The organism is uncultured Ruminococcus sp., from assembly GCF_937915125.1.
Classification (GTDB): domain Bacteria; phylum Bacillota; class Clostridia; order Oscillospirales; family Ruminococcaceae; genus Ruminococcus_C.
This window is the reverse complement of sequence record NZ_CALDMP010000087.1, coordinates 24,766-36,508: the sequence shown is the minus strand read 5'-3', so window position 1 is coordinate 36,508 and position 11,743 is coordinate 24,766. Positions and strand designations below refer to the sequence as shown.

Annotated in this window: 10 protein-coding genes; 2 read left to right on the top strand and 8 right to left on the bottom strand. The window is 47.5% G+C overall.

What is annotated here, in order from left to right:
* Window positions 1–601 precede the first annotated feature (601 nt).
* On the bottom strand, window positions 602–1,144 hold the full coding sequence (locus tag Q0418_RS08880) for a TetR/AcrR family transcriptional regulator (protein WP_298483775.1): 543 nt from the start codon (window positions 1,142–1,144) through the stop codon (window positions 602–604).
* Window positions 1,145–1,307: 163 nt separating this feature from the next.
* Here Q0418_RS08880 and Q0418_RS08875 point away from each other — a divergent pair, with 163 nt between their 5' ends.
* Both Q0418_RS08875 and Q0418_RS08870 read left to right on the top strand, forming a co-directional pair.
* Window positions 1,308–2,144, top strand: a complete 837-nt coding sequence (locus Q0418_RS08875) for a TMEM175 family protein (RefSeq protein ID WP_298483779.1) — start codon at window positions 1,308–1,310, stop codon at window positions 2,142–2,144.
* A 2-nt stretch (window positions 2,145–2,146) separates the two neighbouring features.
* Window positions 2,147–2,893, top strand: coding sequence for a DUF4097 family beta strand repeat-containing protein (locus Q0418_RS08870; protein WP_298483774.1), 747 nt, complete (start codon window positions 2,147–2,149; stop codon window positions 2,891–2,893).
* A gap of 878 nt (window positions 2,894–3,771) precedes the next feature.
* On the opposite strand, the gene Q0418_RS08865 is transcribed toward Q0418_RS08870, so the two are convergent.
* From Q0418_RS08865 to dapF, 7 genes are all read right to left on the bottom strand, one after another.
* Window positions 3,772–4,776: a tyrosine-type recombinase/integrase gene (locus tag Q0418_RS08865; RefSeq protein WP_298483773.1), complete on the bottom strand. Its 1,005-nt coding sequence runs from the start codon at window positions 4,774–4,776 to the stop codon at window positions 3,772–3,774.
* Between the two features lie 93 nt (window positions 4,777–4,869).
* Window positions 4,870–6,465 (bottom strand): NAD(P)/FAD-dependent oxidoreductase, encoded by a 1,596-nt coding sequence (locus tag Q0418_RS08860; RefSeq protein ID WP_298483772.1) that lies wholly within the window; start codon window positions 6,463–6,465, stop codon window positions 4,870–4,872.
* Between the two features lie 5 nt (window positions 6,466–6,470).
* A complete protein-coding gene (locus tag Q0418_RS08855) occupies window positions 6,471–7,730 on the bottom strand; it encodes an aminoacetone oxidase family FAD-binding enzyme (RefSeq protein ID WP_298483771.1) in 1,260 nt (419 codons plus the stop codon).
* On the bottom strand, window positions 7,730–9,088 hold the full coding sequence (locus Q0418_RS08850; protein WP_298483778.1) for a PFL family protein: 1,359 nt from the start codon (window positions 9,086–9,088) through the stop codon (window positions 7,730–7,732). The genes Q0418_RS08855 and Q0418_RS08850 overlap by 1 nt, the downstream gene beginning before the upstream one ends.
* 42 nt (window positions 9,089–9,130) lie before the next feature.
* On the bottom strand, window positions 9,131–9,400 hold the full coding sequence (locus Q0418_RS08845) for an ACT domain-containing protein (RefSeq protein ID WP_298483770.1): 270 nt from the start codon (window positions 9,398–9,400) through the stop codon (window positions 9,131–9,133).
* A 21-nt stretch (window positions 9,401–9,421) separates the two neighbouring features.
* The gene (locus tag Q0418_RS08840; protein WP_298483769.1) at window positions 9,422–10,627 is read right to left on the bottom strand and encodes an LL-diaminopimelate aminotransferase; all 1,206 of its coding nucleotides are present in this window, start codon (window positions 10,625–10,627) and stop codon (window positions 9,422–9,424) included.
* A 35-nt stretch (window positions 10,628–10,662) separates the two neighbouring features.
* Entirely contained in the window at window positions 10,663–11,511 is an 849-nt protein-coding gene (gene dapF / locus Q0418_RS08835) for a diaminopimelate epimerase (protein ID WP_298483777.1), read from the bottom strand.
* Window positions 11,512–11,743: the final 232 nt, after the last annotated feature.

Genomic DNA, 11,743 nt, shown 5'->3' with positions numbered 1-11,743 from the left:
ATACTTTTTGTACACTTTCTGGCGAATTGTTGTATGGTTTACTTGACTTTTTACAACCTCCTAATATCAAAGTCACACCAATTTGTGTGCTTATGATATTATATCACCTTTTCTCGGGCTGCTCTACTCTCCGGCAGAGTGACTCTCAAAATCCAGCAAGGGTGGCTCTCAAGTCCGTGCAGATGGCTCTGTGGGGACGGCATATACATAAGCTAAAATGAAAGCGGCATCCTCCCAACATGAAATTGGGAGGATGCCGTCTTTGTTTTTATTCAGAAAAGTGATATAATAGAAGTACGTATCACCAACACGCACGATGAATGTGCCTGTACCCGTAAACGGATCGGTTGCCGTCATATAAATGATACAACATAACGGTAAAGCCTTTTTATCCCGTAACGATGCACCCGCACAGGTGAAAAATGCACACCCCTCATAACGATGCCGTATGCACCGTTACGGGGTAAGGGATTCGGTTTTGTCTGTGCGTACACTGGAAGGTATCAATATCAAAGTGCCATAATTTCATCTGTTATCTCACGAATGGTTTTATTGCTTGTATCAATTTTTACAGTATCAAGAGCTATTACGCCTTATTCGCTTATCCCAACCCATTCCTCACGAACTTCTTGATAAATGCCAAGTTTGTTTCCTCTGTGGGCGATGGATTCCGTAGCAGACCCAGAAGTCCGCTGACGATGAAGAGAATCAAAATTCGCATCTGCTGATGCTGCCGAACATCTACTTCTTTTTCTTCCAATGCCTTATGGATGCTTTGATTCAGCCGCCTGGTAAAATCAGTGTGGTTGGGATTGATGTGTGAAATGGAGTTAATGCGGCAATCAGCCAGAGCATGATACAGGTCATCAATGAATCGTTCCGGTTCCTCTAAAAGCCGAGTCACACTGCCCATGTTATCCACAATGTAGACGATAGTCTCCCGTTCCAAGGTGTCGATTAGGTCTTGAATGGTTTCATAGTGGGCGTAAAAAGTGGTCTTGTTGATCTCCGCCCGCTTCACCAATTCCTTCACTGTGATTTTTGAGATGGGTTTTTCCTGTGCCAACTCATGAAATGCACCGCGAATCAGCTTTTCCGTCTTTAGCACCCGTAGGTCATTATAATTCATTCGCTGTTGTTCCACGCTAAGTCCTCCTATTCAACCTATTTGACTGAAAGAGTTGGTTATCCAACCTTTTTCACAAAAACTGCTGATTGTATTTCTACATGACTTCCAGTATAATTATATCATACGAAGGTAGGATAATCAACCCTTAGTTGGACAAAAGGAGGTGATTACTTTGAATGTGTGGAAACAGCGGCAGCTAAAGAACCTGACCGAGCGTACTCACCCACGGCTTGACGCCCTGTTTGATGGCGTGGTCGCCATCGCCATGACCATGATGGCATTGGAGATTTCCGTTCCCGTTACATCTGTATTTGACTGGGCGGCGTTCATTCTTCTGCTGAAAGAGATCACGGTGTATCTCATCAGTTTTTTGGCTCTGGCAAGTGTTTGGAGCATCCATACCACTCTGACGATCAACACCTCGTCGGCAAGCATCCCCAACTATATCCTGAATGTGGCATTGATGTTCGTCATTACCGTGTTCCCTGCACTGACAAAGCTCATGGATTCTACCGGCCGGAGCAAACTGCTGTATGGGGTCTATCTGGGCGGGTACGCCCTGATGGAGTGTCTGGTTCTGGTAGAGTTCCTTCTCTCCTATCGAGAGAGCCATCTGGATACGGCGGCGAAGACGCGGAAAATCCGGGATATTCTGGACATTTGGCAGGCTACTGATCCTGACAAGAGCTCAGAGCGGATCGAGTTGGAGAAACGGCTGGAACTTGTCCAGCAGTATTTGTCCGAAAGATCGGTTTCAGAGCAGTTATTTCAGGAAATGCTTTTGAAACTGCCGGAGCCATTTCAGGAACGGTACAGGGTTCATCGCATTAAGCAAAGAATACAGGTCTGCAAGACTGTTGCTTTCAGCATTGTGGCTTTCCTGGCCATTGTCACCTCCGTAGCGGCACTGGGCTTAAACCCGTTTTTGTGCTATGCCATTCTTGTGGCAGGCGGTATCTGCTATGCGTTCATTAATCTTTTCATTAATTCTTATTTTCACAGAAAGGATGAATAATCATGGGACTTGAGTATGTAGAATATCCGGTGACGGAGATTGAGCGATTGGAGGTAAACTGCAAGCTGTTTGCCATCCGGGTCATGGGCTCCGCCACGGATAAAATTGAACTGAGTTGGCGGGACACCACTATGCGCAGCTTGGAGGTGAAGCAGGAGGGCAATACGCTCAAACTGATCGACCATGCAGCGATTGGTATTTATGGAACGCTGGCTCTTATCAATCTGAAAAAGGACGATCAGCTGCTTATTAAACTGCCGGAGAGTTTTACGGGCAAAGCTATTATCCAATCCAGGTCGGAGAGCGTACACCTAAGTGACCTGAAATTTCCAGGCAACTTGGGCGTATCCTCCGATGCGGGGGAGATACTGTTGGAGAATGTGGAAACCACTAAAATTGACATTCGAGGCAATCTATGCAAGGTGAACTGCTACGGTGTGGGCGTGACTGAAACGCTGGATATTTCCTCAAAAACCGGTCAAATTCAGTGTTATGTGGACGGAACTGAAGAAGAATATTCTGTATTCTGCAATACGGAGCGCAAGCGCCATGTCGCTGCAGCAGATCACTCAGATCCTCGCCGTTCCAGAGGAATACGGACAAATGTGCCGGAGCAGTTGGGTCACGGTCCCCGCAAGGTATGCATCACGACTGAGACAGGGCAGATCGACTTTGCGTTCCAAAACGGAGTGAAAACCAGAAAAACCGCCGGACGGTATCGGCATAAAAATTCATTCCAGGATTGGTGACGCCTGGCAACACGCTTTCACATTGGTATCTGATAGGGATCTGAATCCGTAAAACTCGGGTTGCCAAAAACGCTGAAGCCATTTACGCACAAGGCGTTGAGGGCAATTTGGGCTTCACTCATGGGTGAGAAAAAGCAATGCAGAAAAACCATTGAACCCGTTGCAACACAATGGATCGACGGTTTTTTCGGAATGAACCCCCACGGATTCAGGAAGCCTATAAACAAGAACCGCAGCCTCAGAAAGAAGAGCGGTAAAAAACCGGGCAGTCAGAGCGGTTACAACGGTTCATATCTTACGGTTCTTTCAGCCCCGGATCATATCATACGGAAAATCATCTTCATTCCGACTTCGCCGGCTGCCCTCATTATGCGCAGCAGCCAAGGCGAAAGAAACACGTTACGTCATAGACGCTGTTGTAGATGTTGATATCACAGCTCACAACCTGCTTTCCGTACACTGCTGTCACAAGTTCGGTGAGTCCAGTGTGATTCTGGTGTAGGGACTGAATAGTTACTCCGGGAGATTATCTATATCGTTCCGGTTCGCTGAAATGGGATGTTGAATCTGGTATGTGAGGAATTTTTCGTGTAATGAAAAAGGGGATCGTTTATTGCTGCGAGTGTGCATGCCACACATTCGACAATTGGTGGAAGAAAAAATGGTTTGATAAGATATAAAAAGTTATTCTTATAGGCGCATTTATTTTTTCCTTAGAAGCATCCTAGTTTAGTTAGTCAAAACTATTTATCTAAGAACCCCTTATAAGCGGTTACCTGACCGATATTTTTATGAGCTGCTGCATCCTTGTGGAAAGGTGCAGCAGCTCTATTTTTCAATAGGAAATTACTTCAAAATAAGGAAGGGAAGTGGGGGAGTCAGTGATTTTCCTCCTCCCCCTCTTTTTTTTGCTTTTCAAAATGTGCCAGGGGAGAACTGTCCGTGGCATGTTTTAAAATCTGATTTGATAAATGCGTATAAATCTCAGTTGTTGAAGTGCTGGCATGTCCCAGTACCTCTTTCAAGGTTAATGCGTCAACATTTCCATACTGGTACATCAGCGTTGCCGCCGTATGGCGCAACTTATGGGTTGAATAACCCTGTCCGCCCAGATCTGCCTGTTCTAGCGCAGTTTCCACGATTTGTTGTACACGCCGCTTGCTGATCCGTGTATGGCGTTTGCTGAGAAAAACTGCCTTTTCTGTAGAACCTTCCGGCAATTCCCGCACTTTTAAGTATGCTTGCAGCGCATCCATACACGCATCATTCAAGTAAACCATACGTTCTTTATTGCCTTTACCGAGTACACGCATTTTTGCTTCTTTCATGTTAATATCTGTTAAGTTAAGTCCGACTAACTCACTCAATCGAATCCCGCAGTTCAAAAATAAGGTCAGAATGCAATAATCCCGTTCCGGATACGCTGTATCCAGTGATTGCAGCAGCTGCTGACTTTGCTCTAAGGTCAGATAACGAGGCAGCGTTTTCTTTGGAGACGGCAATTCCAGACGTTCTGTAGGATCGTGTGAGATAACGTTTTGATGATGAAACAGATAGCCAAAGAAGCTCCGCAGTGCTGAAACCTTTCTGCCGCGGGCACGATCGTGATTTTCACGTTCCTCAGTTACATAGTATAAATAATTGTACAGATCTTGCAGCTGAACTTGCTCCAGCATAGAAACCCGCATATCCCGGATCGGAATCTGCTGTAAATCATCCATATCCTGATACTGCGGATCCTGCATCATACGAAGATACTTGAGGAACAGCCGAATATCTAAATAGTATTCCTGCACCGTCCGGCTGGAAAGTGATTTCGTGACAGTGATATACAAAATATAATCCAGAAAAAAGTCGGGGCATTGAGTACGGTCAATTTCCATGTTTATAAACTCCTTCCCTGTTTTTTCGCACTTCTAATTGCGCCAAATTTGTATTTGGTGCAATTGCATTTTGGGGATATTTTGCATCCCCTGTCATTGATACCGCCGGATGATCTGCTCTGCGCATCGCATACCATCCACCGCCGCTGATGTGATACCGCCGGCATAACCTGCACCTTCGCCGCACGGATATAAACCTTGCAGCGATACTGATTCGCACGTTTCATTCCGGACGATTCGTACTGGTGACGAACTGCGACTTTCCACGCCAGTCAATACAGCATCCGGCATTGCGAACCCGAAGATTTTTCGATCCATAGCAGGTATACCATTTCTCAAGGTTTCCACAATAAACGACGGCAGATAGGATTTCGGCGCACACAATGTCACACCGGGACGATATGTGGGTACAACAGATCCAAGCGTTTTCGGTGTTTGTCCGGCTAAAAAATCTCCCACGCAGCATACCGGTGCAAAATAATTACCTCCGCCAGCTTGAAATGCAGACTCTTCCAGCTGTTTCTGAAAAGCCACACCAGCCAGCGGATGAGAATCCTGTAACTCAGCCGGAGAAATGCCGACCAGCAGAGCACTGTTGGCATTGGAACCATTTCTGGCATAATTGCTCATGCCATTGACAACCAATCTGCCAGGTTCCGATGATGCCGCAACAACTTCCCCACCCGGACACATGCAAAATGTGTACAGACTATGTCCGTTCGGAAGATGCACTGCCAGCTTATAATCAGCAACAGGCAGTTCCGGCGGTGTTGCTTCCCTGCCATACATGGCATGATCCAGCCATTTCTGGGGATGTTCTATACGAACACCGACAGCAAAATTTTTCTGGGTCAACTGGATACCACTGTTATACAGCATGGAAAACACATCTCGTGCACTGTGTCCTATGGCAAGAATGCAATGATTTGCAGCAATTTCGCGACATTCTCCATCCTTTTCGTAGACCAGACCAACGAGTTTTCCATCTCTTTGCTTCAATTCTTTTAGACATGCATGGAACTGGATTTCTCCGCCGCATTGCTGTATCGTTTCACGCATTGTCCGGACGACACCGATCAAGTTATCCGTACCGATATGCGGTTTTGCCAGATAGAGAATTTCTTCCGGTGTGCCACAGGACACAAATGTTTCCAGTACAAAGCGAATCCGGGAATCTTTAATTCCTGTGGTTAGCTTTCCGTCCGAAAACGTACCCGCACCGCCTTCGCCGAACTGCACGTTGCTTTCCGGATCAAGGCAGCCTGTCTGCCGGAATCTCGCCACATCATTCTGACGTTCCTCTACACATGCGCCCCGTTCCAACACCAGTGGACATAGACCAGCTTTTGCCAGAAGCAACGCCGCAAACATGCCTGCCGGACCGAAACCAACCACCACCGGTCTTGCATCCGACAGCTGACATTGCGGAATGTGATATTGATATGGTGTATAGGGCTGCACATCCTTGTCCGATGCCATTTTTCTGAGAGCCGCTGCTTCATTTCTAAGTTCTAAAGCAAGTGCCAATACCACGGAAATATGTGGTTTTTTCCGTGCATCAATGGATTTTTTCAAGTACTGTATGTACAGGATATCTTCTCTTGTTACATGCAGTCTCTTTGCAACAGCCTGATGCAGCTGCTTTTCCGTGAATCCAAGGGGCATTGCCAGATTTGTCAGTTTGATCATATCCCTCACACTCCTTCCTGATCTCGCTCCATGAGAGCACGTGCTGCATTTTGTCCAGCAAATTGTCCGGAACGCCATGCCCAATTCAGATTATAACCGCCGCAGTCTCCGTGCAGATCCAAAATCTCACCAGCAAAATATAATCCTCCTGTCATTTTTGATTGTAGCATAGGATCTACTTCCGCCAATGGAATACCCCCGGCTGTGACCTGCGCTTCTTGCCAGCTGCCACGGGATAGAACCGGAAACCGCCATGCCTGACATTGCACCGCAAGCTGTTCCAGTTCCTGAGGTGTCACACGATAAACCGGTGCATCCAATGGCAGCGAAATATGACTTGCACGCAGCAGCTGCACACCGATTTTTTTGGGAAACAGACCTGTCAGCCAATTCTCCAGTGTCCACTCTGTCCGTACAGCGTAAATTTCCCAGAGAAGGGAAATCACCTGTTCCTGCGAATACTCCGGCAGAAGATTCAGAGATAAAACAGCCGGATTTTCCACTGTGCATTGCGCTGAAAGATTCATAACACAAATACCAGACAAGGCGCGTTCTGTAAACTGCACTTCCCCGGGTTCTTCCCCAAGCAGTTTTCCGGTGCCTGACCATGCGCTAACTTTTGCGGCAATACGGATGCCCTTTAAAGGGCGCACAAGCTCAGGGTCTGTTGCAAATGCCACTAATGCCGGCTGCAACGTTGGCATACCATGTCCCAGCTCACGCAGCCATGAAAAAAACATACCATCAGAACCGGTTTTCGGCGCCGCCATACCGCCTGCTGCGAGAATCACTGCCTTTGCTTCTATTTTTCCGTGAGCTGTTTCTACTGCAAACTGCTCTGCGTTTTTCGATAATGATAAAACGGCACAGTCGCACAACATTTCGATTTGCATCTGTTCCGCCGTCAGGCGCAGGGCATCCAGGACAGATGCCGCCTGATTGGAATGAGGATATAGTCTGCCGTCTGCTTCATGACGGCAATACAATCCCATAGACTGCAAAAACGCTTCCGCATCCAGTGTTGCAGCAAAAACTTCCGGCAAGAGCTCTGTCAACGTGCCATGGTAAGGCATGAGGGACAGATTGGTATTTCCCAGATTGCACCGTCCATTTCCAGTCGCAAGGATCTTCTTCCCCACACGTGAATTTCGTTCCACAATGCACACCTGTAAATTTGGTGCAATTCGTTTTGCTGCAACAGCGGCGGCGAGGCCTGAGGCACCGCCGCCGATGATCACAATATCTGTTTGTCTCTTCTGTGCCATTAGTTTTTAATGCTGTGCATAGGTGCGGGAATTCTTCCGCCACGAGAAATGAACTTCGCCGAAGATTTTGTGCTGACAGGCATAACCGGAGCACTGCCGAACAGTCCACCGAATTCCAGCATTTCGCCTTCCTTCAGACCAACAGCTGGGATCACACGAACAGCAGTTGTCTTGTTATTCACCATGCCGATTGCCATTTCATCTGCAATAATCGCAGAGATCGTAGACGGTTCGACATCGCCGGGAATGGCAATCATATCCAGACCAACAGAGCATACGGAAGTCATTGCCTCCAGCTTTGTTAGTGTCAGTGTGCCATCTACAGCTGCGTCGATCATACCTGCATCCTCCGAAACCGGAATGAATGCGCCGGACAAGCCGCCGACATTGGACGAAGCCATAACGCCGCCCTTTTTCACTGCATCGTTCAGCAGAGCCAGTGCCGCAGTGGTACCATGTGTACCGCACACCTCCAGACCCATTGCCTCCAGAATATGTGCCACGCTGTCCCCTACTGCTGGCGTCGGTGCCAGAGACAGATCGACAATACCAAAGGGAACGCCCAGCATTTGCGACGCCTTTGCGCCGACCAGCTGACCCATACGAGTAATCTTGAACGCTGTCTTTTTGATAATATCCGCCAGCTGATCAATGGAAGCATCCGGATACTTGGAAATGGTGGAACGAACTACGCCGGGACCAGAAACGCCCACATTGATGACACAATCCGGTTCGCCTACGCCGTGGAAAGCACCTGCCATAAACGGATTATCCTCCGGTGCATTGCAGAATACCACCAGTTTAGACGGACCTACACACTGGCGGTCTGCTGTCAGCTTTGCCGATTCCAGAATGATCTCACCCATAATACGGACTGCATCCATATTGATACCGCTTCTGGTGGAACCAACATTGACAGAAGAGCAAAGACGTGTCGTTACATCCAGTGCCTCCGGAATCGAACGAATCAGTTCCAGATCACCTGCGCTGAATCCCTTGTGTACCAGTGCAGAATAACCGCCGACAAAGTTTACGCCGCAGGTTTCCGCAGCACGCTGCAGTGCTTTTGCAAACTTTACGGGATTTTCGCCCGGACAAGCCGCTGCTAGCATAGCAATAGGCGTTACGGAAATACGCTTGTTGATGATCGGAATACCATATTCCTTTTCAATTTTTTCCCCTGTCTCAACTAGCTTTTCTGCCTTAGTCGTGATTTTATCATAGACCTTGTCGCAAGCCTTGTTGATATCCGGGTCAATACAGTCCAGCAGAGAGATTCCCATTGTCGTCGTCCGGATATCCAGACATTCATCCTGGATCATCCGGATGGTCTCCAGAATATCTCCTGCATTAAACATAGTACTATTCATGTTATTATTTCTCCTGCTTATTCAATTCGGTCAGATACGGTGCATTGCGTTGAAAATATCTTCGTGCATGGTATGGATGGACAGTCCCAGTTCCTCACCCAGTGCGCTCAGTTCATCGCTCAGCTTTGTAAAATCCGTGGTCATTCCGGTGATGTCCACCATCATGATCATGGCAAACATATCCTGAAGGACACTCTGTGTCACTTCCAGAACATTTGCCTGATAATTTGCGCAGACACCGCTGACCTTGTGCAGAATGCCTACATTGTCTTTACCGATTACAGTAATCACAGCTCGCATGATTCGTTTCCTCCAATTGTCTTATTTTGAAAGCAGCTGCTTGATGCGCTGCATCGCCTCAATGGTCTTGTCTCTGTCGCCGAATGCGGTCAGGCGGAACCAACCCTCACCGTTCTTGCCGAAGCCCTCGCCCGGTGTACCAACAACAGCGATCTCGTGCAGCAGATAGTCAAAGAATTCCCAGCTGGACATACCATTCGGGCACTTGAGCCAGATGTAGGGAGAATTCTTTCCGCCGGTATACTGGATGCCCAGTTCTTCCATGGTCTTTGCGATAATTGCGGCATTTTCCTGATAATATGCAATATTCTCGTGAATCTGCTTCTGTCCCTCTTCTGTGAAAACAGCAGCTGCTGCGCACTGTACCGGATAGGAAACGCCGTTGAACTTAGTTCCCTGCCGTCTTCCCCAGAGCTGTGCAATGCTGACATCGGTTCCATCAGAAGCTGTGACATGCAGTGCCAGCGGAACAATGGTATAACCACAGCGCATACCAGTAAAGCCTGCTGTTTTGGACAGCGAACACATTTCAATGGCACATTCCTTTGCGCCCTCTACCTCATAGATGCTGTGGGGAACATCCGGATCTGTGATAAATGCCTCATATGCAGCGTCATAGATGATGATCGCCTTGTTCTGCTTTGCGTAGTCAATCCACTCTTTCAGCTGTGCTCTGGTATAAGCAGAACCAGTGGGATTGTTGGGCGAGCAGAGATAGATGAGATCTGCATGAACAGACGGATCCGGCATTGCCGCAAAACCGTTCTCCTCATTGGAATCAGCATAGATAACCGTTCTGCCGCTCATTTTATTGGAATCCACGTATACCGGATAAGCCGGGTCGGTGATCAGTACGATATTGTCATCTCCGAAAATATCCACGATATTGCCGCAGTCACTCTTCGCACCGTCGTTTACACGGATCTCGTCTAATTCCAGAGAAACACCAAATTTCTGATAGTAGCCGGCAATGGCTTCTTTCAGGAAGTCATAACCTGCACCGCTGTCCTCATAGCCCTTGAAGGTTTCCTTGACGCCCATTTCCTCAGCGCCTTTTTTCATTGCTTCTACACAGACCGGTGCAATGGGCAGTGTCACATCACCGATTCCCATACGAATCAGGGATACATCCGGATTCTCTGCCAGAAATGCATTCACTTTCTTGGCAATATTGATGAACAGATAGTTTTTCTCCAGCTTCAAAAAGTTTTCATTGATCGTAGGCATGATTTCTTCTCCTTTTATATTATTTTGTGCTTGATTTACAGAACAGGCACTTCCATTTTTCCTTCAAACACATAGGTTGCAGGGCCGATCATGGTGACAGTTTCATCCTCGTGATAGATGATCCGCAGATCTCCGCCCCGCAGGTGCACCAGAATCTCCTCTTCCTTTTTGCAGAAGCCGTTCAGGACAGCGGCAACGACAGTCGCACATGTACCTGTACCGCAGGCAAAGGTCTCGCCGCTTCCACGCTCCCAGACACGCATTTGCAATGTGTGATCATCGATCACCCGGACAAATTCTGTATTCACCCGATCCGGAAACAGCGGATGATGCTCAAAGGATGGACCGATCTTTTCCAGATCCAGCGAATCGACCTCCGGCAGGAACACAACTGCATGAGGATTTCCCATAGAAACACAGGTCATTTCATATTCTGTACCATCCACTGTCACAGGCTGTGCAATGAACCGTTCCAGCGGCGAATCTACAGGAATTTCCCTTGGTACAAGAATCGCCTTTCCCATATCTACCTTAACGCTTTCGATCTTGCCGTCAGCGCCGGGATACAGCGTCAGATATTTTATCCCGGAATTGGTCTCCAGAGAGACCTCCGTCTTGTCTGTCATACCCATGTCGTAAACATACTTGCCGATACATCTGGTGGCATTGCCGCACATCATTGCCTCAGAACCGTCTGCATTGAAAATACGCATCCGAAAATCTGCGACCTCCGAAGGCAGGATCAGAACCAGTCCGTCAGAACCAACGCCAAACCGGACATCACTCATGAAAATCGAGAGCTTTTCCGGATCGGTCACTGTTTCCTGAAAGCAGTTGATGTAGATGTAATCATTGCCAATGCCGTGCATTTTTGAAAAAGTCAGCATATGAATCCTCCCAATCTATGGCAATACCGTACGAAGATCATCCGTCAAATGTGCAGCCAGATTTTTCGTCAGATGAAACAAAAATTGCAGTGAATATTTTATGTATTCATAAGCATTTTTGTGAAATATAACGGAGAATATGCAAGCATGTGACGTGCAAAGCCCTCAGGCGCTCTTTGTGTGGTATTGCCTAATGCATTGTCATTTTCTATTATACTGAAAATACAGG

What these genes read in the sequence shown, in the direction of transcription:
- Q0418_RS08850 (WP_298483778.1), bottom strand. Translation starts at nt 9,088, where the DNA reads ATGTTTAATGCAGGAGATATTCTGGAGACCATCCGGATGATCCAGGAT.
- Q0418_RS08860 (WP_298483772.1), bottom strand. Translation starts at nt 6,465, where the DNA reads ATGATCAAACTGACAAATCTGGCAATGCCCCTTGGATTCACGGAAAAG.
- Q0418_RS08855 (WP_298483771.1), bottom strand. Translation starts at nt 7,730, where the DNA reads ATGGCACAGAAGAGACAAACAGATATTGTGATCATCGGCGGCGGTGCC.
- Q0418_RS08870 (WP_298483774.1), top strand. Translation starts at nt 2,147, where the DNA reads ATGGGACTTGAGTATGTAGAATATCCGGTGACGGAGATTGAGCGATTG.
- Q0418_RS08865 (WP_298483773.1), bottom strand. Translation starts at nt 4,776, where the DNA reads ATGGAAATTGACCGTACTCAATGCCCCGACTTTTTTCTGGATTATATT.
- Q0418_RS08845 (WP_298483770.1), bottom strand. Translation starts at nt 9,400, where the DNA reads ATGCGAGCTGTGATTACTGTAATCGGTAAAGACAATGTAGGCATTCTG.
- Q0418_RS08840 (WP_298483769.1), bottom strand. Translation starts at nt 10,627, where the DNA reads ATGCCTACGATCAATGAAAACTTTTTGAAGCTGGAGAAAAACTATCTG.